19 protein-coding genes and 1 other RNA gene are annotated in these 21,973 nt (G+C 59.3%); 2 read left to right on the top strand and 18 right to left on the bottom strand.

From position 1 onward, the window contains the following. Positions 1-29: 29 nt before the first annotated feature. From AB8C10_RS08820 to glf, 17 genes are all read right to left on the bottom strand, one after another. Positions 30-629 carry a hypothetical protein gene (locus AB8C10_RS08820; protein WP_368867511.1) on the bottom strand — a complete coding sequence of 200 codons (600 nt, stop codon included), beginning with the start codon at positions 627-629 and terminating at the stop codon, positions 30-32. A 426-nt stretch (positions 630-1,055) separates the two neighbouring features. Next, positions 1,056-1,428: a transfer-messenger RNA gene (gene ssrA, locus AB8C10_RS08825) on the bottom strand. 248 nt (positions 1,429-1,676) lie between these two features. Next, positions 1,677-2,573 carry a DUF4190 domain-containing protein gene (locus AB8C10_RS08830; RefSeq protein ID WP_298699007.1) on the bottom strand — a complete coding sequence of 299 codons (897 nt, stop codon included), beginning with the start codon at positions 2,571-2,573 and terminating at the stop codon, positions 1,677-1,679. A gap of 238 nt (positions 2,574-2,811) precedes the next feature. Then, entirely contained in the window at positions 2,812-3,279 is a 468-nt protein-coding gene (locus tag AB8C10_RS08835; RefSeq protein WP_060824559.1) for a DUF4190 domain-containing protein, read from the bottom strand. A 130-nt stretch (positions 3,280-3,409) separates the two neighbouring features. Beyond that, positions 3,410-3,904: an SsrA-binding protein SmpB gene (gene smpB, locus AB8C10_RS08840; protein ID WP_070507550.1), complete on the bottom strand. Its 495-nt coding sequence runs from the start codon at positions 3,902-3,904 to the stop codon at positions 3,410-3,412. Positions 3,905-3,923: 19 nt separating this feature from the next. Next, positions 3,924-5,051, bottom strand: coding sequence for a peptide chain release factor 2 (prfB, locus tag AB8C10_RS08845; RefSeq protein ID WP_049327697.1), 1,128 nt, complete (start codon positions 5,049-5,051; stop codon positions 3,924-3,926). 261 nt (positions 5,052-5,312) lie between these two features. Beyond that, on the bottom strand, positions 5,313-5,924 hold the full coding sequence (locus AB8C10_RS08850) for a pilus assembly protein TadG-related protein (RefSeq protein ID WP_049358257.1): 612 nt from the start codon (positions 5,922-5,924) through the stop codon (positions 5,313-5,315). Then, positions 5,887-6,336: a pilus assembly protein TadE gene (locus tag AB8C10_RS08855; protein WP_239663307.1), complete on the bottom strand. Its 450-nt coding sequence runs from the start codon at positions 6,334-6,336 to the stop codon at positions 5,887-5,889. Before AB8C10_RS08855 ends, AB8C10_RS08850 begins: the two co-directional genes overlap by 38 nt. 37 nt (positions 6,337-6,373) lie before the next feature. Next, positions 6,374-6,829, bottom strand: a complete 456-nt coding sequence (locus AB8C10_RS08860) for a TadE family protein (protein WP_049349496.1) — start codon at positions 6,827-6,829, stop codon at positions 6,374-6,376. Continuing rightward, entirely contained in the window at positions 6,829-7,056 is a 228-nt protein-coding gene (locus AB8C10_RS08865; protein ID WP_005505403.1) for a hypothetical protein, read from the bottom strand. Before AB8C10_RS08865 ends, AB8C10_RS08860 begins: the two co-directional genes overlap by 1 nt. A gap of 108 nt (positions 7,057-7,164) precedes the next feature. Next, positions 7,165-8,097: a type II secretion system F family protein gene (locus tag AB8C10_RS08870; RefSeq protein WP_315295471.1), complete on the bottom strand. Its 933-nt coding sequence runs from the start codon at positions 8,095-8,097 to the stop codon at positions 7,165-7,167. Further along, positions 8,094-8,948 (bottom strand): type II secretion system F family protein, encoded by an 855-nt coding sequence (locus tag AB8C10_RS08875; protein WP_049354294.1) that lies wholly within the window; start codon positions 8,946-8,948, stop codon positions 8,094-8,096. The genes AB8C10_RS08870 and AB8C10_RS08875 overlap by 4 nt, the downstream gene beginning before the upstream one ends. After that, on the bottom strand, positions 8,948-10,210 hold the full coding sequence (locus AB8C10_RS08880; RefSeq protein ID WP_368867512.1) for a CpaF family protein: 1,263 nt from the start codon (positions 10,208-10,210) through the stop codon (positions 8,948-8,950). The genes AB8C10_RS08875 and AB8C10_RS08880 overlap by 1 nt, the downstream gene beginning before the upstream one ends. A 508-nt stretch (positions 10,211-10,718) precedes the next feature. Further along, positions 10,719-11,492, bottom strand: coding sequence for an ABC transporter ATP-binding protein (locus tag AB8C10_RS08885; RefSeq protein WP_049337844.1), 774 nt, complete (start codon positions 11,490-11,492; stop codon positions 10,719-10,721). A 4-nt stretch (positions 11,493-11,496) separates the two neighbouring features. Next, positions 11,497-12,378, bottom strand: coding sequence for an ABC transporter permease (locus tag AB8C10_RS08890; RefSeq protein WP_012903227.1), 882 nt, complete (start codon positions 12,376-12,378; stop codon positions 11,497-11,499). Next, positions 12,375-14,381, bottom strand: a complete 2,007-nt coding sequence (locus AB8C10_RS08895) for a glycosyltransferase (protein WP_368867513.1) — start codon at positions 14,379-14,381, stop codon at positions 12,375-12,377. The genes AB8C10_RS08890 and AB8C10_RS08895 overlap by 4 nt, the downstream gene beginning before the upstream one ends. A 2-nt stretch (positions 14,382-14,383) precedes the next feature. Beyond that, a complete protein-coding gene (gene glf / locus AB8C10_RS08900; RefSeq protein ID WP_070848099.1) occupies positions 14,384-15,571 on the bottom strand; it encodes a UDP-galactopyranose mutase in 1,188 nt (395 codons plus the stop codon). A gap of 642 nt (positions 15,572-16,213) precedes the next feature. Here glf and AB8C10_RS08905 point away from each other — a divergent pair. Further along, on the top strand, positions 16,214-20,737 hold the full coding sequence (locus AB8C10_RS08905; RefSeq protein ID WP_368867514.1) for an FtsK/SpoIIIE domain-containing protein: 4,524 nt from the start codon (positions 16,214-16,216) through the stop codon (positions 20,735-20,737). 51 nt (positions 20,738-20,788) lie between these two features. Here AB8C10_RS08905 and AB8C10_RS08910 read toward each other — a convergent pair whose 3' ends face one another. Further along, positions 20,789-21,229 (bottom strand): alpha-N-acetylglucosamine transferase, encoded by a 441-nt coding sequence (locus AB8C10_RS08910; protein ID WP_294627520.1) that lies wholly within the window; start codon positions 21,227-21,229, stop codon positions 20,789-20,791. 472 nt (positions 21,230-21,701) lie between these two features. On the opposite strand from AB8C10_RS08910, the gene AB8C10_RS08915 reads away from it, so the two are divergent. Next, positions 21,702-21,950, top strand: coding sequence for a WhiB family transcriptional regulator (locus AB8C10_RS08915; protein ID WP_005505386.1), 249 nt, complete (start codon positions 21,702-21,704; stop codon positions 21,948-21,950). Positions 21,951-21,973 lie beyond the last annotated feature (23 nt).

A 21,973-nucleotide genomic window follows, 5' to 3' on the forward strand; every position in this document is an offset into this window, starting at 1 on the left:
TATCGCTATGAGAGCAAGCGTTACCAGTTTTAGGACAGCATGGTGAGGGTGCCGAGCAGACCCAGCAGGCTCAGACCCGAGATGATGTACGCCAGAATGTTGAAGGTCGTCATCTTCGAGGTGTACTTGGTAACGTGGCCGGCGTTCACTTTCGCCGAGTAGATGGCAAGCCAGATAGACACGCCGACCGGGATTAGGCCCACGAGCAGCAGAGCAATCACCATGATGTTGGGGCTCAGACCGGAGCTATACGCAGAGGAGCTGTAACCGCGGGAGTTGAGCGTTGCTTCAGAGCGGAGTGCCGCGACCTGAACCCACGCGTAGAGGGTCAGCGCCAGGGCACCCAGGGAGGCACCGAACGCGCCGATGGAGTAGAAGTAGCCGGGGCCGCGGAAGTCGCCGGTGGTCTCGCCGTAGGGGCGGCGGTAATCAGCAGGCACCTGGTAGACGTCCGGGATGCGCTGGTAGCTGTCGTCGCGGTCGCGCACGTTAGCGGGTGCCACGCCGAGGGCGGGGCCGGCGGGTGCTGCACCGATGGGAGCGCCGGGTGCGACGCCTACAGGTACCGGCTGCGGGGAGTTTGCATTGTTCTGCTCCGGGAAGGAGGGGGCGGGAATCTGGTTTTCCATGGTGTGTCCTTGAGTGGTCGTCATAGCGGCTGTGTGGCTACCGCGTCGTAGCGGTGGCGTCCCTATGACCGGCTATTCTGTGGCTCGTTTGGTGGCTCTGTGGTTGCTCTCGAACGTTGCCGGTGAGATTGAATAAACGATCAACGCCGAACAACGATATCTACCCTTCGATACTACGCCATAGGGTGCGTTTTCGTCTTCTCTGATGACGTTCTCATTACAATGCGGTCACCTGAGCACCCTCGGGCATGCCGGTACGCCCCATAACAGACCGACAATACAGACCGAAAATTGGGCATAAAAATACCCGGCAGGTGACGCCGTGAGGCGTCCTGCCGGGTGGTAGAAACCTACCGCGGTTCTTCCTCTGGATTGGAACCGATAATCACCGCCGCACCCCATACGGGATAGCGGACGGTTGGGAGATCGTGGAGATGCGGGGAATCGAACCCCGGTCCGATGTGGCGTCAACGGGGCTTCTCCGTGCGCAGTTTATGCGAACGCTACTTTTCGGCTCCGGTACTTGCATAAACACATATACCGACGAACCTAGTCACGTAAAAGTCCCGCCAGCCCCCGCAACAAGGGCTAGCAGCAGTGGCCTTTTAAGTCGATGCCGGTAACTGAGCCAAAGGCATGCTCAGGCCGACAGACGGCAACTCGCGCTTAGGCAGCGAGTGCGAAGTCAGTGCGCTTAGATTCTGCACTTAATTTTTTGCAGAGGGCGTTAACGAGATAACCCTGCATCCTCGGCACGCTTCACCCATCTCAACTCACATCGTCGAAACCGATCATCCCCCTATGCTTTTATCAAAAAGCCCACCGTCTTCTGAAAGTTTTCCTCGACATACCTTGATGCCGCGGTGCCATTCAAACACGGTAGAGATTCAGTATATCTAAGATGTTTAACGGCGTGCAAGTCCCCCACCCCGCACACGCCCGAACCAACGGCGGGCACAGAAAATCACGGGCACAGCAAACGGGATGAGGCACCCCAGAAAATCTGGGAGCCCCACCCCGTCGTGTACCGCATTAGGCGGCTAAAACTTAGCGGTGAGCCGGAACAGTCATACGGTTGTTCGGGTTGTCACCAATCTGGCAGACCACGTTACCGTGACCGTCCTCGGTACCAACCTCAAGGCATTTCTCAGCGGTCTGGAAGAAAGAAATGTATACGAAAAGCATGCAAATCGAAATCAGGACGGACACCGCACCGGTGATAATACCGGTCAGTGCGAATGCCTTACCCGCGCCAACTTCCTTAGTCTTCTTCAGGGACAGCGCACCCAGAATAATCGCGGCAATACCCAGCAGGGCACCAAACACGAGGAAGCCGGTCAGCACAGCTGCAATACCGAGGATCATTGCCGCGAGCGCCATGCCGGGAGCCTTCTTCGTCACGGGAGCCGCATACGGGTAACCCGCGGGCTGGCCGTAACCGTAAGCGTCCTGCTGGGGCTGCTGCTGGTAAGAGTTCTGCTGGTAGTTGTAGTCAGCGGGCTGCGCCTGGTAGGAGGCGTCCTGGCCGTAACCGTACTGGTTCTGCTGAGCGGGCTGCGCCTGGTAGGAAGCGTCCTGACCGTAGCCGTACTGCTGCTGGCCGTAGGTGTTCTGAGCCGAAGCGCCCTGAGCAGCAACGCCCTGGGCAGAGGTACCCTGAGCAGCGTTCTGGCCGTAAGCATTCTGCGAAGAAGGCTGCGCACCGAACTGACCGTACTGGTTCTGCTGGGTCGAGTTCTGCGGAGTAGCGTTCTGCTGCTGTGCCTGGCCGTAGGTGTTCTGAGCGGATGCGCTCTGACCGTAATCCTGGCCGTAGGTGTTCTGTGCCGAAGGAGCCTGGCCGTAATCCTGACCGTACGAGCTCTGGGCGGAAGAATTAGGCTGCTGAGCAGCGTAGGGGTTCTGTGCGTTCCCCTGGTTGTTTCCGTAGTTATTCTCAGACATCCGTCGTTCTTTCCTTCACAGTTGCAGCGAACAATTTATACTCGCCCAACGCACCGTTGCGCGCTGAGTTCGGTTCCATTATATAAATAAGCCGTCATTGGGGTCATCTATGAAGTCCAAGATTCCAGAATCATCCCCCAGAATCCACCAATCGGGCAGAATCAGCGCAGAAAAAGAGCAAGGGACCGAATAGTTCAACACTATTCGGTCCCTCAACGCTTCAAAGACTCAACGCGATTTAACGGCGGTACACCTTGTACTCATCGGGGCTCATCGTCATGGTTTTACCCTCGATGGTGCACACGTAGTTGCCGTTCGAATCCTGCACGGCCTGCTCAGCGCAGTCGCCGAGCATGCTAAGGCCAATCATGCCCAGAACCAGCACGACAACAGCAACAATCATGCCCAGCGCACCGGTGACAATGCCACCAATCGCCATGCCCTTACCGGAAGCGGTACCGTTCTTCACCTTCACCAGCGCAACAATACCCAGCACGATACCCGCCAGGCCAAGAGAAAGTCCACTAAAGATAAAAATACCGGTCAGAACACCCAAAATACCGCAGACCAAGGAGGCGATAGCCAGCCCCGAGCCCGGTTTCGGCTGGTAGCCGGGGTAGCCGCCCTGCATGTTGTATGCGGGTGCCTGCTGCGGTGCGGGAATGAACTCGCCCGGGTTCTGCTGGTAGTTCGGGTTCTCAGACATATGTCTCCTCAAAGAATGAATGGTGCTCGCGGTACGCCACGAATTTTTAACCATTATACGTGAGGAACCGCGCCCCGCCCCTACCGGCAAGTTCCTAGAGCAACCGTGCACCCCGGCCGTTGCCTCAGCTTTAGCCGAGGTTGCGGTAACGCATCGCGCGGCGCGCCTCCAGGTCATCCTGACGCTCACGCAAAGCCTGACGCTTATCGTACTCACGCTTACCGGTCGCCAAAGCAATCTCAACCTTCACACGACCATTCGAGAAGTACATCTTCAACGGAACCACCGTGTAACCGGTCTCCTTCAGCTTCTGCGCCAGCTTGTTAATCTCCGAACGGTGTAGTAGCAGCTTACGGCGACGACGAGCCGCATGGTTCGTCCACGTACCGTAACCATACTCCGCAATATGAATACCCTCGAGCCACAACTCGTTATCGGTCACCTGGCAGAAACCATCCACAATGGACGCCCCACCATCACGCAGAGACTTCACCTCAGTACCCAGCAGAACAATACCCGCCTCATAGGTATCCACAATGTTGTAGTTGTGGCGAGCCTTCTTATTCTGGGCAATAATCGCGTTATTCGGGTCCTTCTTCGCGTCTTTCTTCTTTTTCTGAGCCATCACTCAATCCTTATACGTCTTAGCTCTCTTCAGCCGCGCGCCCCGAAGCACGCCAGCGAATACCAGCATCAATAAAGGCGTTCAAACCGCCATCCAAAACATTAGAGGTATTACCCTCCTCATAGCCGGTACGCAGATCCTTCACCATCTGGTACGGATGCAGAACATAGGAGCGCATCTGATCACCCCAGCTCGCCTTAATATCACCGGCAAGCTCCTTCTTCTTCGCGTCCTCCTGCTCCTTACGCAACAGCAACAGGCGAGACTGCAGCACACGCAAAGCCGCCGCACGGTTCTGCAACTGCGACTTCTCATTCTGCATCGACACCACAATACCGGTCGGCAAGTGTGTCATACGCACCGCCGAATCCGTCGTATTCACCGACTGACCACCCGGGCCCGACGAGCGGAACACATCCACCTTAATCTCAGACTCGGGAATCTCAATAGCATCCGTCTGCTCAATCAGAGGAATCACCTCAACCGCCGCGAACGAGGTCTGGCGGCGGCCCTGATTATCGAACGGCGAAATACGCACCAGGCGGTGAGTACCCGCCTCCACCGACAGGCGACCAAAAGCGTACGGCGCGTTCACCTCGAAGGTCACCGACTTCAGGCCCGCCTCCTCAGCGTAGGAGGTGTCCAGAACCTTCGTCGGGTAGCCGTTCTTCTCCGCCCAACGCAGGTACATGCGCAGCAGCATCTCCGCGAAATCAGCAGCATCCACGCCACCAGCGCCCGAACGGATCGTCACCACAGCCTCACGCTGATCGTACTCACCCGACAGCAGCACCAGCACCTCAAGCTCTTCCAGCTTGGCGCGAATCTCACCGCACTCACGCTCAGCATCAGCGAGCAGCTCGGCGGCAGTCTCCTCGTCCTCCGCTTCGGCAAGCTCCACCATCACCTCAACATCATCAATGCGAGAAGACAGCGAACGCAGACGATTCAGCTCCGACTGCTTATACGACAGTGCGCTCGTTACCTTCTGCGCGTTCTCCACGTCATCCCACAAATCGGGTGCGGCAGCCTGCGCAGACAGGTCCTCAATGGCGCGCTCAATCCCCTCAATATCGCTCACAGCAGCAATAGAGGTGAAAATCGCGCGAAGCTCTTTAATCTCAGCAGAAAAGTCGAAGGATGCCATAGCTTTTAACACTATCGCGAAACGGCCAGAAAGTCCCGCCGTTACAGCCCGCAACAGCCCACAGCGCAGAAGGACAGGGTGGTTAGAGGGCAGAAGCCGCGGAACGAAAATGTAAAAGAATGCAAAACGAGGGCGCATCCGCTAGCCGTTACACTACCTTGCGGATGCACCCTCGCAGTCTATGGGGCTCACAACACGCCAATAAGCGGGTGAGCCGATACGCCCGTGCGCCGTTATGCCCGTGCGCCGTTGATGGACGCACTAATCGGTGGACGGGCCCTGGCTCGTCTTCAAACGCGACGAACCATGAGCGGTCACCTCAATACCATCAGGCACCAGAATCGACAGCAGCGGCGGACGAATACGAGCCGACAGGTACACGTGCACGCTCTGATCAGAATCCACGGACACATTCTCCAGACGCAACGCCTGAAAATCCTGCCCCGGCTGAACCTCAGCCAAGTACGCACTCGCATACTCCCACGCCGCCGAACCACTCGCCTCATCCGGAGTGCGCATCGTGCGGGTAATCGAGTTCGCCTGAGCGTCCGCCACATCCTGCAGATGCTGAGTCTGCAGATACGCGCCCGTAATCGCCACAGTCACCGAACCGATGAGCAACAGCAACGCCAGCATGCCCACAATCAGCGGGGCAATGCTGCCCTCTTCCGGGTTTGAGGCGAGGCGGCCTGATGCGAGCGGGTCAGAGTCGAGGCGGCCTGAGGCGAGCGCCCGCCTCTGCGCACGGGCACGAGCCTGCATGTGGGCACGAGCCCGACGGTGTGCGTTAGCGTATCGCTCCCACACAGAGGAAAGCAGGCGAGCCGACGAACCATTAGGAATCAGCATGACCAGACCCCCAACTCGTCGCATGAGAACTCACCGGAATCACGCCGCCACCCATAAACGAAGGCAGCAGCGGCAGACGCGCCTGAACCGTCACCGTGGCGTACGCCTTCGTACCCGAGACGCACTCCCCCGACGAACAGCTCAACGACACGCTCACATCGGACGGGTCAACCCCGTAATCCGCTGCGGCGTGCACCGCCAGACGCTTAGCCAAATCCGGGCCCACCGACGAATCCTGCGGCTGCTCCTGCACATACAGCACCACCTGGGCGCTCGCCGCATGAGCCGCCATCACCGAAGACTGCAGGCTAAAAATCGTCAGAATGCCGTAGAGCACCGGGATGAGCAGAGTAATACCCAAACCCAGGAACTCCACAATGGCGCTACCCTCTTCAGGATTGTGCTGGTTAGAAAGAGGCCGGTCAGAGCGGCTCATCAGGCGTTCCTTCACCCGCTGCCGAAGCGAAAAGCCACTAATCACCGGAACGATGCTCCGCATAAATCGCATGCCCCTTCACCTCAATAGAATCCGGAAAACCCCACGGGCCCAGCACCGGTAACGGAGACTTCACCGTCACCTCCAAAGTGCGCACGCCCGTAGAATCACTACTCTGACGGTACGAAATATTCTCAGCATACGAAGACGGAAGAACCCCCTCAATCATCTGACGGGTACGCTCCATGCCCTCCTGCGGAGTGCGGTCACGCATCGTACCGTAACGTGCCCCAGCCGCCGCAGCATCCACCAACATGGTTCGTGCATACAGGGCGAAAGAAACCTGCAGAATCGCCATGGTCAGCAACACCAGCAGCGCACCGACCATGACGAATTCCGTGCTGGCGTCACCGCGCTCGCTCTCCTCCGCAGAATATTCCGCGGAGGATAGCTCAGCGGCAGTCAGCTCAGAAGCGATGCGGGGCTTACGCATTACTGGTGAACCAGAGCAATTGCGTCGTTGAACATCTTGGTCAGAGCGGGCTGAGCAATCGCCAAGATAGCGGCAACCAGCACGGCGCTCATCATGGTGATCATGACCCAGCCGGGCACGTCGCCGCGCTCGGGGTCATCCTGCTTGTTCTTCAGGCGCAGAGCCAGCACGGATGCGATAGCCAGGGCAATCAGCACGGTGAGGGTGGTGCGGAAACGACGGAACATGATTTTCTCCTTCTATCAAAGGGTGTAGTGTGTGGTTGGTGCGGCGCGCCGGGCAATCAGCCCAGCCCACCGCGGTGCAGCCGGTACGGTGTGTACCCGCCGCAAAATCTAAAAGTTCAAACGCATGAGCGACAGGCCCGGGAAGACCGCAAAAATTACGGTCAGCGGCAGGATGAAAAACACCACCGGGGCGAGCATCGCAATCTCCTTCTTACCGGCTGTTTCCATCAGCTCACGCTTAGCGTTATCGCGCACATCCTGAGCCTGCGCACGCAACACATCAGCCAGAGGGGTACCGCGCTCAATCGCAACAGCAATACCCTCAACGAAGCGGCTCAACGCCGGAACGCGAGTACGCTCCGCGAACTCCTGCAACGCACTCAGCAGCGAAACGCCGGTGCGGGTCTGCGCCAAAATCTCAGAAAACTCACGAGCCAACTCGCCGCGAGAGGTCAAACAGATACGCTCCAAAGCCGCCAGAGCCGACTCGCCCGCCGTCACCGACAGAGCCATCATCTCCGCCAGCGCCGGGAACTCAGCAACCAGCTGCTTCTCACGCTTAGTCACCGCCTCACCCAGCCACCAGTCACGCGCCAGAAAGCCGCTCAAACCGCTCACCAGCACCAGCATAAGAGCCACCAGGATGGAGAAACGCTCCTGCACCACGCCAATGACGGTCAAGGCACTCATGACGGTCACACCGGCAAGAGCCCACAGCAGCTGCTCAGCACGAAACGCGCTCACACTCTGCGAAGAACCAGCACGACGCAGACGCTCCTGCACCGAACTATCGCTCAGCGACGAGCCGCTCAGAGACGAAGACAGCGAACGCAGAAGCGGCGCGCAGAACGCCGAAATCGCCTCCAGCAGGCTCGGTTCACGGCGCTCCTGCTCCTTCAACAGCGACTCACGCAAAGTCTCACCGCGCAGCTGCGACGCCACACGATCAGAGAACGAAATACTGCGAGTATTCAGCACCGAGGAAAGAATCAGACCCACGCCGGTCGCCAACAGCAGACCAAAAATCAGAGGCAGGTTCATCCGAAAACCCTCCGTTCACGCGGCAACTCACCAATACGCAGCATCAGACGGTACGCCGCCAAAGAAATAGCGGCACCGGCAATCATCAGCATCGCACCGGCAAACGAGTTATACACCATGCGCGCGGCAGGCTGAGTCGCCATCAGACACAGCACAAACCACGGCGCCACACAGGAAAGGCGAGCCGCATTCACAGTCCACGACTGGCGTGCCAGAAGCTCCGAACGGGTACGCGCATTCTCACGCAGAAAATCGCTCAGCGTGCCCAGCAGCTTACCCAGGTCAGAACCGCCCACCTCGCGGGCAATCTTCAAAGCCTCAATAATGGTGTCGGCCACCGGGTCAGAAAGGTACTCCTTCAAACGGTTTAGCGAGGGCACAAACTCACCCGACGCGCGGTAATCACGCGAGAAATGGGCGAAAGCATCGCGCAGCTCTTCCGGGCCGCGGTAGGAGAGCTGAATCAGCGCCTCCGGCAGGGACAAGCCCGCACGAATCGCGGAACGCAGGTGGTCCACAGCATCCGGCCAAAGCTGCCAAATGCGGGCATCCGCCGCGCGGGCACGATGATTCACGACCACGCGAGGCGCCACAAAACCACCAATCAGGCCCAGCAGACCCAACGGCAGTAGCTGAGTGACCATCAGCAACAGCACCGAGGCAGTCACACCGCTGGCGACGCTCACCCACATGAACGTGCGAGGCGTCAACGAATGCATGCCCGCCTTACGAAGAGCAATCACCAGCGCCGGGTCATTACTCGGCTTCGGCGGCTTGCCGTTATCAGGAAAGCAAGAGAGGTAAATCAGGCAGACGCCCAACCCCAAAATCAGGCTCAGAAACAGAGGCATTACTGACCTGCCTTCGCCGCAGCCAGCACCTGCTCGGGGCGGTGACCGGCACGAACCCAACGGTCCGGGTTCGGCAACTCCAACGCCACGCACACCATCCGGCCGTCACGGCGCACAAACAGCGGGGACATTTCAATCACGCCGTCCTCAACGCGGCCGCCCAGCATGCTGATCTCTTCGACCTGACGCTGACCGCGCGAATCGCGACCGCAATGCACCACAATGTCAAAGCAGGATGCCACGGTCGGCACCACGAACGCCGAGGAAATATTCTCGCCCGCCAACAGCGGCAGGGTACAAATCTTCGTCACCGCGTCACGTGCCGAATTCGCGTGAATCGTGCACATGCCCGGCAAACCCGCGTTGAGCGCAATGAGCATATCCAGGGACTCCGCCTCACGCACCTCACCAATAAGGATGCGGTCCGGGCGCATACGCAGCGCCTCCTTGACCAGGCGGCGCAGCTCAATCGCACCAGTGCCCTCAAGGTTCGGCTGACGGCACTGCAGACCCACCACATCGCGCAACGGAACCGCGAGCTCAAAAATTTCTTCGCAGGTAATCACACGCTCACGCGGCGGAATGGACGCCGACAAGCAGTTCAGCATCGTGGTCTTACCCGCCTGGGTCGCACCCGAAACGAGGATGTTCATGCCGCTCTCCACCGCCGCGTGCAGCAGGGACGCCGCGCCGGCACTCAGCGAGTTCATGCGCACCAGGTCGGGCAGGCGGCGGGCACGCACCACGAACTTACGGATGTTAATGCTCGTATGCTTGCGGGTAATATCCGGAATCACCGCGTGCAATCGGGAGCCGTCCGGCAGGGATGCGTCAACGAACGGGGAGGAAAGGTCCACGCGGCGACCCGAAGGCTTGAGCATGCGCTCCAGAAGGCTATTGATCGCCTCGGCGCTCAGGTGCAGGCCGGTCAATTCGCTTTCGCCGTTGCGGGCGATAAAGATTTCGTCGGGCGAGTTGATCCAGATTTCTTCAACGCTCTCATCATCGAGGAACGGCTGGATTACGCCGAAGCCGCAGATTTCATCATGCAGGCGCTGGGCCACGGCGTCGCGGTCACCCAAATCGGGCAGGGAGATGCGGGTGCGTCGCTGTTCGTAATCGTTCAGGTGCTCGTCAATGAGCCCGCGAACGGCGTGCTGGTCCTCGTGCGGGTCCAGGCTGCGGTGGCGCATTGCCTCACGGATATTCTCCTCGAGCAGAGTTAGATGCTCCGCCCGGGTATCCAGTACGGTGTTCTCCATTGAAGTGATCCGATGCTGTGTGTGGTGTGGTTGTGTGGAATACGGTGTAGCACTGATACATCAATGCCACCATCACCCTAGCGTCAAAGCATCAAATTTATCAAAATGTAATAAAACGCCCCTTAATATTTACGAGTATAGTATTTGAGTATTTTTGATGCATGGAATCGCACATATCATTACCTAACGTGCATCAAAATTCAAAGTGCCTAGTCAGCTGTGACTTGCAGAACAATTGCACGTGCGCCTCCCGAACCGCTCACCGTTGAGCACCACCATATTGCACTTAGTGCACACGTAATATTTCGTCTTAAATACCCCGCAGCAGCCCCTGCCACACCCAGCTGCCCCTACCTCCCCTGCTGAAACGCCAGAACCCCATCGAGCAGATCATCTTCTCGGGCGGGGCATTAGGGTAGGGCATTCGGGCACAGTATTCAGGCATGGCAAAGGGGCGTGCACTCCCCCATCGGGAATACACGCCCCATCACAAGCAATCATCTAGCGATTAGTCACCGCCGCGAATCACCTTCACAGCTTCCTTAATCGGACCGTCAAAACGCAGGTTACCGTGCTCCAGCACCACGCCGCGGTCACAAATCTTAGAAACCAAATCCAGGTCGTGGCTCACCACGGCAAGAGTCTTACCGGCAGAGCACAGCTCCTGAATCTTCGCAATACACTTCTTCTGGAAAGGCTCATCGCCCACCGCAAGAATCTCATCCACCAGGAAGATATCCGGGTTCGTATGAACCGCAACCGAGAACGCCAGGCGCAGGTACATACCCGAAGAGTAGAACTTCACCTCAGTATCGATAAAGTCGTGAATCTCAGCGAAATCCACAATCGAATCGAAGGAAGCCTCAATCTCCTCCTTGGTCATACCCAAGATAGCGCCGTTGAGGTACACGTTATCGCGGCCAGTCAGATCCGGGTGGAAACCAGCGCCCACCTCAATCAGACCCGCAATATTGCCGCGAGTGAGAACCTCACCCTCATCGGCGCGCATCACGCCAGAAATCATCTTCAGCAGCGTGGACTTACCCGAGCCGTTCAGACCCAGAAGAGCCACACGCTCACCCTGACGAATGTCCAGGCTCACGCCGTTGAGCGCATTGAACTTCTCCGAAAGATCACCCTTGCGGCCCTTAATCAGCCACACAAAAGCTTCCTTCATCGAACGGGTGTGGCGCAGAACGAAGCGCTTCACCAAATTCTCCACGTGAATCACCACGGGAGCGTCCGGGCTCACCGGCGGGAACTCAAGCTTCTTAATATCCACAGAATCAGAGCTCCTGGGCGAAGTTGCCCTCAAACTTACGGAAGAGCAAATCACCAATCAAAACGGTCAGCAGAGAAATACCAAGGGCAATCGGAGTCCAGAAGCTGAAAAGATGCGGAACCACCTGCGAAGCAGGAAGCGCCAAATCCTCAGGACGGAGCGTCGGATGCCAGAAGCCATAGTGGAACAGCTCCACCGCAACGGTCAGCGGATTAAGCATGAACACGTTGAACACCCACGGATAGAGAGTGTCACGCACCATGGTCCAGGAGTACAGCACCGGCGAGAACCAGGTAGCCACCATCAGCAGCATGTCCACAATGTTCTCCGAATCGCGGAAGAACACGTTCGCCACACCGAAAATCAGACCCAGACCGTAAGACAGCATCATCACGATGAGCATGCCCGCCAGAATCGACCCAAACGCCAGGAAGGTCGGGGACCAACCCACCAAGAAGCAGGCCAGCAGCATCACAGCAATCTGAGGCACAAAATGCACCAGAGCCACCCACACCGTCGACAGCGAGAACAGCTCACGCGGCAGGTAAATCTTACGAATCAGCGCGCTGTTAACCACCATGGCGCGAGCACCATTACCAAAACCCTCCGAGAAGAAGTTAATGGCAATCATGCCCGAGAACAGGTACACCGCATAGTTGTGCATACCGCGTTCCAAGCCAAGGAACATACCCATGGCAATGTAGAACACCAGGAACTGCACACCCGGCTTAATGTACGACCACAAAATGCCCAGCACCGAGCCGCGGTAGCGGACCTGGATTTCCTTATCGACCAGCAGTCGAAGCAGGTAGCGGTTCTTCACCGCATCCAGGATGCCGCGCCCACGGCCGGGCGCCTTCAGGGGAACAGACTTCAGATCGTTCATCGGGTCAGCTCAGAATCCGTATGCTCAGCGAAGGTCTTAGCCCACGCATCGTAGGAGGCAACCTCAGCAGCCTTCGAACGGTACTGCTCACTCAGCTTATCCCAACCGGTCACCAGCTGAACGTGCAGCTTAGCGGCCTGAGCCAGCTTCGACTTGAGCTGCTCGGGATCGCGGCGGTACCAGAACAGACCGGTACCCTCAGCGTTAGTCGCCAGAGCCGAATCGAACTTCGACAGGGTCCACCAGTTGGTCTCACCGTAGTTCAGCTGAATCTGCGGGTGAGCCTTCGCCTCTTCACTCACCGGCTTGAGCAGCTGACGAGCAACAGTCTTCGCGGTCCAGGAAGCAAGCTTCTTGTAACCGGGGGACGCAAAGGCGCGGCGGCCACGGAACGGAGGCTTCTTCGTCTGGATAGCCGGGAAATCATCCACGTTCGGCTTCACCTGAGACTCCGGGTACTCCTTAGCCATCGCACGAATCACCGGCAGACGCTGCGAGAGCGAGGGGTGCAGGTGCTCGGGGCCGGAGAGCAGATCCTCCAGCGCCATCAGGCGGCCAGCCTCGGTGTAGTACTGCATGGACAGGGTGTGCTTGACGTCCAAGAACAGGGACTCCAGCAGCACGCGGCCACCCTTATCGAAGGGCGAGTGCAGCAGCGCCGTAATGAGGCGGTTGCGCTCGTGGTAGTACGCCTGCCAGCCGACCGAGTCATCCTTATCGGTCCAGGACACGTGCCACACGCCCGCACCGGGGAAGGACACGGTAGCGAAGCCCGCGGCCTTAGCGCGCAGACCGTACTCAGCGTCATCCCACTTCAGGAACAGAGGCAGGGACAGACCGATTTCCTTGATGACGGCGGTCGGGATGAGGCACATCCACCAGCCGTTGTAGTCCACGTCCACGCGGCGGTGCAGCCACGGGGTGTTACGCAGGTTGTGGTGGCCCAGGTTGTGGCCCATCGCCATGTCTTCGTGCGGCTTAGCGTAGAAGTTACGCCACGGGTCAACAACCTCACCGAACGCGTGCAGGACCGAGCGGTCGAACATGTCGAACATGTGCGCACCCACGATGGTGGGTTCCTTGCAGTAGTTCGCGAAGGTCACCATACGCAGGATCGACTCGGGCTCCACGATGACGTCGTCATCGAGCAGCAGCACGTAATCGGAGCCGTTGTTGACGGCCTCAAACATGCCGCGCGAGAAGCCACCGGAACCGCCCAGGTTGCCCTGGTTGATGATGCGGAACTTACCGGAGAGAGGCTTCACGACCTCTTCGAAGTCCTCGTGGTCCTGCACCTTCTGGGTGCCCTGGTCCACAATCAGGAACTCGTGCACAGCATCGAAAATCTCGGGGCTCTCACCCAGAGCACGAATGTTGTTGATGCAGTACTCCACCTTGTTCATGGTGGTAATCTGCACGGTCGCCTGGCCAGCCTTCACATCGGCGCGGGGCTCAATGTCGCCCAGCCAGTTCGCCTCAACCAACTCAAGGTCAGTAGTACCCGCCAGGTCGAACCAGTACCAGCCACCGTCACCGAACGGCGCCAGGGGCAGGGTGAAGGTGTTGGTCTCCTCACCGGAGAGCAGCTTCGCGTCCACGCGCTGAATCACGCCACGACCATTGGACTTGTACACAATGACCATGCCCTCGCCGCGAGTCTGAACGCTCAAGGTGACCTTCTTCAGGTCAGTCCAACGGCGCCAGTACGACGCGGGGAATGCGTTGAAGTAGGTACCGAAAGACAGGCTCTGGCCCGCGCTCACGGTAATGGAACGGCGGCTGTTCAGGTTATTAGCGGCATCACGGTTTGCGCTGGCGCTCGAGACAGACTGACCGGAGGTGTTCATCGCCTCCGCAATGGAGGTCGAAGCATCGCCGTCAATACGGGTGGGCAGCTGAACGCCGGTTGCGACACTCGCGTCCACATACAGGGGTACAACGTCAGTCTCAACTGCGCTCGGGAAAATAACCCGCTGCAGGTTCTTCAAAGTCTTATCAGCCATAGTTAAGCGTCAACACCACCGGACTCGATCTTCGCACCGTTAGCGAAGTGCGGGCGGATCTTGTTGTCAAACATGGACAGTGCAGCACCGATAGCCATGTGCATATCCAGGTACTTGTAGGTACCCAGGCGGCCACCGAACAGCACGTTGTTCTCGCCCTTAGCCAGGTCGCGGTACGCCAGCAGCTTCTCACGGTCCACGGAGGTGTTGACCGGGTAGTACGGCTCGTCGCCCTTGTTCGCGAAGCGAGAGTACTCGCGCATGATGACGGTTGCGTCCTTGGTGTAGTCACGCTCGGGGTGGAAGTGACGGAACTCGTGGATGCGGGTGAAGGGAACATCAGCATCGGGGTAGTTCATCACGGAGCAGCCCTGGAAGTCCTCAATCGGCAGAACTTCTTCTTCCAGGTCGATGGTACGCCAGGACAGGTCGCCCTCAGCGTAGTCGAAGTAGCGGTCAACCGGACCGGTGTAGACCACGGGAATCTGACCCAGAACGTTCTCGCGAGAGTACTGGTGACCGGGCTCGAAGAAGTCAGTGTTCAGGTGCACCTCAATGTTCGGGTGTGCCGCCATGCGCTCCAGCCACGCTGCGTAGCCGTCAACAGGCAGACCCTCGTACTTGTCGTTGAAGTAGCGGTTGTCGTAGTTGTAGCGAACCGGCAGGCGGGAAATGATGGATGCGGGCAGCTCCTCCGGCGGGGTCTGCCACTGCTTAGCGGTGTAGTGCTTGATGAACGCCTCGTACAGGGGGCGACCAATCAGGGAGATGCCCTTATCGTTCAGGTTCTGCGGGTCGGTACCAGCCAGCTCGCCAGCCTGCTCAGCGATGAGCGCCTTTGCCTCTGCGGGAGAGTAAGCTGCGTTGAAGAACTGGTTGATGGTACCCAGGTTAATCGGCATGGGGTAGACAATGCCGTTGTGGCGGGTGTACACGCGGTGTACGTAGTTGGTGAAGTCAGTGAAACGGTTCACGTACTCCCAGACACGCTCGTTGGAGGTGTGGAACAGGTGCGCACCGTAGCGGTGCACCTCGATACCGGTCTGCTTCTCCTTCTCGCTGTATGCGTTACCACCGATGTGGGAACGGCGGTCCAGCAGGGCAACCTTCAGGCCCAGCTCAGTGGCAGCCTGTTCTGCGATGGTCAGACCGAAGAGGCCCGAACCGACTACTACGAGGTCAGCGGTCAATGTTTTCTCCTGTATTATCACGGCGCACCGCCGCTTCTGCGAGGGCGGTATTCACCTACCAGATTGGACACACCCGAGTGCTCTCAGTCGCGCCGCAATCCGCACGGGTGGGCGCAAAAAGCCCCTCCCGTGATGGATATAGTCATAATCTAAGATACCCGTTTATCATGCGTCACGCATACTTATGACGTGTTTTTAGTGGCTTTTGGACTATTGTTCGCGCGCTCTTTCTCAGGGTGAATATTCTTCACGAACCCCGAGGTCAAGCGGGGCTTCGGGGGCTCATTTTTCTGCGGATTTTAGTGTTCCACCGGGGGCGAAGAATGTTTGTTTACGGGTAAATATTCATTGTGGATAGCTATCGCAATTTTGCTGCGCCGCTAAACAATCGATGGGGCGAGGTCATAAAACACCACGAGCGCCGGGGCTCCATGCAGGCATCAATGAGAATGCGTAAGCGGCTCAGTATAGACGCCTCAGCGGGTGCAGTACGGGGCTTTTTGGGCGGTAATCCGGGCAGTATTTCGGCGGGTTATCCACAGTTTTTAAAAAACGGGGCGAAAAATTCAAAAAATACGAACATTTTAGGTTGTAAACATACTATTTATTGAATTTTGATGCTTTTTAATGTTTCCTGAGGGTATGACTCTCTTCTTTCTCGACCACCACAACACCACCGACGCATTCCCCTACCCCCGCGTCATCCGCCTCGACGGTGAGGCGGCGCCTAACGGGGTGCTGCTTCAGCCGGCACACGCGGGCCACGGTGCTTCCCTGGAACAGGTACTCAACCAGGCTCTACAACAGTCTGAAACCGGCGCGCACCACACCGCGAAGGACACCCCGTTTCAGCTATTCCCCGTGCGCGAGGGCGCCGAGCTAGAGAACCCGCAGAACACTTCTGAAAATGGTGCCTCTGAACGAATTGTGCCCGAATGTAATAATCTCGGCGGCAACGTTCCGAACGGCACTCAGACCCCCAACGCGCCCGCTGTCAGCGTGCTACGCATCCTGCGCGGCCCCGATGCAGGCGCCGCCTTCCCCATCAGCCGCGGCCGCACCAGCCTCGGCAGGGCGGCGCTAGCTCCCCGCGGAGGAGAACAGCCGCGCCATATTCACCTGCAGGACCCCTTCCTCAAGCCGGTACACGGAAGCTTCTACGCCGATAGCTCCGGCATCCGCTGGATTGAGAAACGCCCCGTCGCGAGCGAGGGTAGCGAGAAGGTACCGGGCACAAAGAAGGTGCAGGGCGCCGAGCCGCGCATCCTGCGCTGGGACGATCCCTTCCGCCTCGGCTCCTCGCTCTGCGTGCTCACCTCCCCCGGCACCGACGGCGAGCGCACCGTGGAGAAGACGAGCGCGCACACCATTGCAGAGAATTCCGGCGAGTCCGCGCAGACGCTCGCTCCCCTGGGCGACGCCGGCAACCCGTTTGAGCCGGTGGTCGTGAACCCGCCCGTGCCGCGTAAGCTCAAGCAGATTCTGTTGAGCGTGTGCCTGCCGATTGTGGTGGGTCTGATTATTGCGCTGGTGACCGGCATGTGGTTCCTTCTGCTGATGTCTGCGGCGTCTTCGCTGCTGATGCTTCTGCATTTCTTTGGCGGTCGGGCTGAGAACCGTGCCGCCTCGCAACAGACCCATCAGGCAGCTGTTCAGGAGAAGGAACGCGCCCTCGCTCTGCCGACCGCAGGTAACTTGGCGATTTCGGGTGATTCGAGTCTGAGCGCCTCTGGGTACCCAGCGATTGTGCTCGGGTGCGGTCCCCGCCAACCCTACCTGCGCGGACGTAACCTCCCCCTGGGCACTCTGGAGAAGCAGGATGCGCCCCACTACCTGCCGCTGCCCACCCCGGCTCTCGGTCACTACCTGAAGCTGGAGGAGGCGCATCTACGCGCCTACCTGGTGCAGCTGGTGGCGGGTTATCCGGGTTCGGTACATGTTCTGTTGGGTGGTGCTGAGAGCGCTGATCAGCAGCGCACTAATAGTCTCTTGCAAACTCTGGCTGTGGTGCCGGGTGTGAGTGTGCATTGCCTGTCGGGCGCGCACCAGGAGAAGTACCTGCAGGCTCTGCAAAGTAGCCTGCAGTCGGAGCTGTCCGCATCTGTTCCGCCGCTAATTCTCATGCCGCAGCATGCGAGCGCGGTTTACGCTCCCCTGCTGACCGCACTAACCTCCGAGGCTACCACTGAGTCTTCGCAGTCCCGCGCGTTCGCCTCCCCGCGTGAGCAGAAGATGAACGCCCCGGCACTCTGCGTGGTGGGCGGTACCGAGACTGATAGTTCCACGCATGCACCCGGTGCGCTTTTTAGTTCCGCCTGGATTGAGTGCGCGAGTGAGGGTAGCCACCGCCAAAGCATCCGCTACCGCGCGCAGGGTTATGCGGCGCCTCCGGTACAGCCTACCGAGGGGGTCTATCAGGTGCACCCGCTGGCATGTGATGGTCTGTGCCAGCACGCCGACGGACTGAGCGTTGAGGCGTTCTGTGCCGCTCTTGAGAACCTGTACCGCGCCGGATGCAAGCAGGAGCAAGGTGCGCTCAGTGAGGCGCAGGTGCACCAGTCGGCGCATCTCTTCTCCTCCCTCCAGCAGAACGCACAGCAGAAGAACCGTACTGATGACATGGCAGTGGAGTCCGTTCTGCAGCGCTGGTCCACCCAGCGTTACGCATCCGATATTCACTGCTACCTGGGTGTTTCTTCGGGTGGCTCGCTGAATATTGGTCTGTCTGAGCACGGTCCACACTGGCTGCTCGGTGGCACGACCGGCGCCGGTAAGTCGCAGCTGCTGCGTTCGCTGGTGCTCAGCGCTGCGCTACGTTACCCGCCCGAGCGTCTCGGTCTGATTCTGGTGGATTTCAAGGGCTCGGCGGGTTTGGGTCCTCTGGCTCAGCTGCCGCATGCGCTCAGTGTGTTGAGCAATTTTGACGTGTCCGCGGTGGAGCGTGCCCTCGAATTTTTGCGCGCCGATATTCACCGCCGCGAGGTGGATCTGCAGGCGCTCGGCGTGAACTCTTACCGCGACTATCTGGCGTCCTGCCAGGCGGCGGGTACGACTCCGCGCTACCCCGAGTTGCTGATTGTGGTGGATGAGTTCCGCATGCTCATCGATTCCATGCCCGATGCCATGGCTGAGCTGATGCGCATCGCAACGATTGGTCGCTCGCTCGGATTGCACCTGGTGTTGGCAACTCAGCGTCCGCAGGGTGCTGTCTCGCAGGATATTCGCGCCAATATTGCCACGAGCATTTGCTTGCGTGTGGCGAGCGCGCAGGATTCCTATAACCTGCTGGAGCATGAGTCTGCGGCGTATATTTCGGCGGCGCATCCGGGTGCCGGGTATGTGCGCCTGCCGGATGGCCGTTCCCTGCCCTTCCGTGCCCCGCTCGTGGATGCGGTCCCCTCGACCAGCGATGCCCGCCCGGTGCAGGTGCTGGGTCTTGAGGAGGGCGGCTGGCGTGAGCTGACTGCCGTTTCTGTTGTTCAGAAGGCCGGCGGGAATGAGGATGAGCTGCTGGTTCGTTCGGCTCAGCAGATTCGTGCGCTCTATGAACGCGAGTACGCCCCGAGGGGTACGCAGAAGAACGTGGCGGTTCAGGGCGAGTACTGCCCTATTCCGCCGGAGCTTCCCGAGAACACCTCGCTGCCCGTGCTGGAAGCGCCGGTTAGCGAACCGGTCACGTACGGCATTGACCCGGCAGCTACCCCTCGTGAGTCCACCGAGCCCAGCACCGCCCCCGAAGGCTACCTGCTGGGCGAGCTGGAGATTGCCCGCTACGGCGTGCGCCGCCACATTAGCTGGTCGGGGCATCAGGCTCTGGCGCTGCTGGCACAGAATGCTGAACGTGCACCGATGCTTTACGGGCTTTTAGCTCAGGCTTTTGCCGCACGCACGCCGGTTATTCTGCTGACCTCCGACGGCGCGCTCCACCGCGACCTGGAACCCTACGCCGGCGCCTTCGAGGCGCTGGTGGGTGCACAGGAGCTTTCGCATCTGCGGTTCTGCCTGGAGGAACTGCGCGCCCCGAACCTGTGGGGCGCCGAGGGTACAGCCCGCCCGCTCATCATTGTGGACGGCCTGGACAGTTGGCTGGAGGCCCTGGTTCGCCAGCCCGATACGGAGAACCTGCTCTACGACCTACTCTCGCAGGGGTGCCGTCGCGGCTATTCGGTGGTGTTCACCTCCGCGTTGAACCCGCGCGGTCGTTTCGCCGCTGCGGCGCATTCTACGCTGTTGAGCCGCCGCTTCCTGGACGCCGATCTGATGCGTTCGACGAGCAAGGATTACCCCACCCCGGCGCAGAGCCACTACTGCGTGGAGGGTGCCATTAATGAGGAGTTGATTGGGGATCAGCCGCTGAGCGCTTCGATTCTTTCGCCCTGCGTTGCGGGCTTCCAGGAGCTGGTTCAGGTTCTGCGGAGTAACGCCGCGAGCGCTTCTAACGGTTCAGCCGCTCGCCCAGGCACACTGTTGAAGCAGTTCCCCGAGTACTACCGCATGCCCTCGACCGAGTATGTGACTGCTGCCCACGCCGCATGCAATCCGCAGGGCGCTAAGCTGCTGGTCGCGTTTGACCGTCGGCAGATGCCGGTGTGGATGAGCGCCCCGGCTGGCGCTGTGGTTCCGGTGCAGGGTTCCCGTTCAGCGGGTAAAACCACCCTGCTAGAGAGCATTGCTCAACTCAACCCCCAATTGGAAACCCTCGTCATTGAGGGTTCTGGCGGCACTTCGGGTGATGGCGGAGCGTCGGGCGAGCCGCCGAGCGTGGAGCGTACCCGTGCACTCCTGGACTCGGTGAAGAACCCCGCGCACACGCTCGTGCTCATTGACGACCTGCAGTACCTGCAGCCCGCCGTTCAGCAGCTGCTTCTGGAGCGTCGAGGTGAGTTCCGTGCCATGCTGGTCGCCTACACGCCCTGGCCGAGGCGCGCCTCCTCACCCCTGCTGGCTGCGCTCATGGGATGCTCGCGTGCGCTCCTGCTCGCGCCCACCTCCCTGGCGGACGCCGACATGTGCACGGTGACCGCGCTACCGCTAGACCGGTTCACGCAGGGTGAGCAGCCCGCCGGTCGCCTCGTGGTGGTGGACGGCGCCTCCGTGTGCGCGGCGCAGGTTCCCCTGGCACTGACCGCGGCAGCAGCCGGGCAGAAGGTGCCGGTCGGGGTCTAGAACTGAGCAGTCTAGGCTTTAGCAGCGCTAGGGTCTAGCAGCTCTAGGGGTTTAGCGGCGTCGGCGGCTGTACTTCTCCGCTTCTTCGCCCGATGCCTCGGTAACCGCCTCAATATAGCGGCGGCTGCTGGGCATCAGAACGAAGACGAAGGCAGCCGCCGCACCGATAACACCCGCAATCGTGATGGACTGGCTAATGTTCAGACCGTAAGCGCTCACGTTCATGATGAGGGTGCTTGCGGTGACCCACAGGGCGCAGAGGGTAATCAGGATCATGGGCATACGCGAACCGAAGCGGCCGCGGTAGAAACGCAGACCGAAGTAGGTCATGCCCGCGGCAATGAGCGCCTGGAGCACACCGCCCACAATCGCCTGGGCGGTGGACATTCCGCTGACGATAAAGGGGTAGAGGATACCGCGAATCAGAATGTATGCCGCGAAGGTTTCGGTCAGGGCGAATGCATAGATGACGTTGAACGGGCGTGACGGCACGGTGGGCTCCTCATGGGTAGTGTCGGCGGCAGACCGGGGTGTATTCGGTCCGATGCGCTACTGCGTTAGCGGGTGGGTGCTCCCCTGCCTCGGGTTTGCCTCGGGGCCACCGCCTCGTCGTCGGTGCGGCATTTCAGGGGTAGGTACCGCTTTATATTATGCCTGAGGCGCCGCTCGCCCACCCGCCCGCGTCTCGCTCATGAGACGGGGTGCAGAATATGCGTGTCAGAATGCGATTCTTCACCCCCTCAATTAGACAAAGGTTTACCTAAGTGATAGATGCCTCAGCTTAATACTGAAGTTTTTAGAGAAAAGTACTTGTCACATCCGCTCCAACATGCGAAAGTTGATAAGTCAATTTTCACCCTAACCCAGGGTGTGCATCCCATTAGCGGATGTATTTGACACGCGCACAGGAAAATAGATGTGTCTTGCCACCGCGTGAGACCGTAAATCATGAAGGAGGTCCACCGTGGATTGGCGTAGTCGTGCAGCTTGTTTGGACAAGGATCCGGAGCTGTTCTTCCCCGTAGGAAACACCGGACCTGCCCTGTTGCAAATTGAAGAGGCCAAGACTGTCTGCCGCTCTTGCGAGGTTGTAGACGTCTGCCTGAAGTGGGCCATCGAGACCGGCCAGGACTCCGGCGTATGGGGTGGCACCAGTGAAGACGAGCGTCGTGCGATGAAGCGTCGCGCAGCTCGTGCCCGCCGTGCATCCTAACTTCCGGAGTATTCAATAGGGCA

Origin of the sequence: Rothia mucilaginosa (assembly GCF_964210535.1) — a bacterium.
GTDB lineage: Bacteria > Actinomycetota > Actinomycetes > Actinomycetales > Micrococcaceae > Rothia > Rothia mucilaginosa_F.

Coding starts and splice junctions, on each gene's coding strand:
- AB8C10_RS08875 (WP_049354294.1), bottom strand. CDS start 8,948: ATGCCTCTGTTTCTGAGCCTGATTTTGGGGTTGGGCGTCTGCCTGATT.
- AB8C10_RS08830 (WP_298699007.1), bottom strand. CDS start 2,573: ATGTCTGAGAATAACTACGGAAACAACCAGGGGAACGCACAGAACCCC.
- AB8C10_RS08890 (WP_012903227.1), bottom strand. CDS start 12,378: ATGAACGATCTGAAGTCTGTTCCCCTGAAGGCGCCCGGCCGTGGGCGC.
- AB8C10_RS08905 (WP_368867514.1), top strand. CDS start 16,214: ATGACTCTCTTCTTTCTCGACCACCACAACACCACCGACGCATTCCCC.
- AB8C10_RS08880 (WP_368867512.1), bottom strand. CDS start 10,210: ATGGAGAACACCGTACTGGATACCCGGGCGGAGCATCTAACTCTGCTC.
- AB8C10_RS08895 (WP_368867513.1), bottom strand. CDS start 14,381: ATGGCTGATAAGACTTTGAAGAACCTGCAGCGGGTTATTTTCCCGAGC.
- smpB (WP_070507550.1), bottom strand. CDS start 3,904: ATGGCTCAGAAAAAGAAGAAAGACGCGAAGAAGGACCCGAATAACGCG.
- AB8C10_RS08870 (WP_315295471.1), bottom strand. CDS start 8,097: ATGAACCTGCCTCTGATTTTTGGTCTGCTGTTGGCGACCGGCGTGGGT.
- AB8C10_RS08865 (WP_005505403.1), bottom strand. CDS start 7,056: ATGTTCCGTCGTTTCCGCACCACCCTCACCGTGCTGATTGCCCTGGCT.
- AB8C10_RS08820 (WP_368867511.1), bottom strand. CDS start 629: ATGGAAAACCAGATTCCCGCCCCCTCCTTCCCGGAGCAGAACAATGCA.
- prfB (WP_049327697.1), bottom strand. CDS start 5,051: ATGGCATCCTTCGACTTTTCTGCTGAGATTAAAGAGCTTCGCGCGATT.
- AB8C10_RS08835 (WP_060824559.1), bottom strand. CDS start 3,279: ATGTCTGAGAACCCGAACTACCAGCAGAACCCGGGCGAGTTCATTCCC.
- AB8C10_RS08850 (WP_049358257.1), bottom strand. CDS start 5,924: ATGCGACGAGTTGGGGGTCTGGTCATGCTGATTCCTAATGGTTCGTCG.
- AB8C10_RS08855 (WP_239663307.1), bottom strand. CDS start 6,336: ATGAGCCGCTCTGACCGGCCTCTTTCTAACCAGCACAATCCTGAAGAG.
- AB8C10_RS08860 (WP_049349496.1), bottom strand. CDS start 6,829: ATGCGTAAGCCCCGCATCGCTTCTGAGCTGACTGCCGCTGAGCTATCC.